At 50.2% G+C, this 613-nt stretch carries 2 tRNA genes and 2 rRNA genes; all 4 read left to right on the top strand.

The features are described from left to right. Positions 1-7: 7 nt before the first annotated feature. Positions 8-124 (top strand): 5S ribosomal RNA (gene rrf / locus GON22_RS25585). A 25-nt stretch (positions 125-149) separates the two neighbouring features. After that, a tRNA-Ile gene (locus GON22_RS25580) sits at positions 150-226 on the top strand. Positions 227-241: 15 nt separating this feature from the next. Next, positions 242-317 (top strand) — tRNA-Ala (locus GON22_RS25575). Between the two features lie 186 nt (positions 318-503). Next, a 23S ribosomal RNA gene (locus tag GON22_RS25570) occupies positions 504-613 on the top strand; the annotation flags it as partial.

Genomic DNA, 613 nt, shown 5'->3' with positions numbered 1-613 from the left:
TAATCCGTTTGGTGTCGATGGCGGAGGGGTTCCACGCGTACCCATCCCGAACACGACCGTTAAGTCCTCCAACGCCGATGGTACTTGGACCGCAGGGTCCTGGAAGAGTAGGAAGACGCCAAGCGGGCAAGAAGCATAACCCAATATATTGGCCTTTAGCTCAGCTGGTTAGAGCGCACCCCTGATAAGGGTGAGGTCGGTGGTTCGAGTCCACTAAGGCCAACCATTTTATTTTTTATACGGGGCCATAGCTCAGCTGGGAGAGCGCCTGCCTTGCAAGCAGGAGGTCAGCGGTTCGATCCCGCTTGGCTCCACCAATATTTATATTGCACCTTGAAAACTGGATAGCGAATAATGAAACATCCTTAAAGCTTTAGTAATAACACGAAGCGAAGATTGTATGGATGGTTACGACTTTGGTAGATTTGTTTCAACCATTGAGGGAACTTATTGGATAAAGAAACAAAGCTATCACGAGAGTAAACAGCCATCAATCGAGCACTGGTTAAGCTACTAAGAGCGCACGGAGGATGCCTAGGCACTAGGAGCCGAAGAAGGACGTGGCGAACAACGAAATTGCCTCGGGGAGCCGTAAGCAGGCTTTGATCCGGGG

The organism is Paenibacillus sp. MMS18-CY102 (genome assembly GCF_009789195.1).
Lineage (GTDB): Bacteria > Bacillota > Bacilli > Paenibacillales > Paenibacillaceae > Paenibacillus_T.
This window is presented reverse-complemented; position numbering and strand designations above follow the sequence as displayed.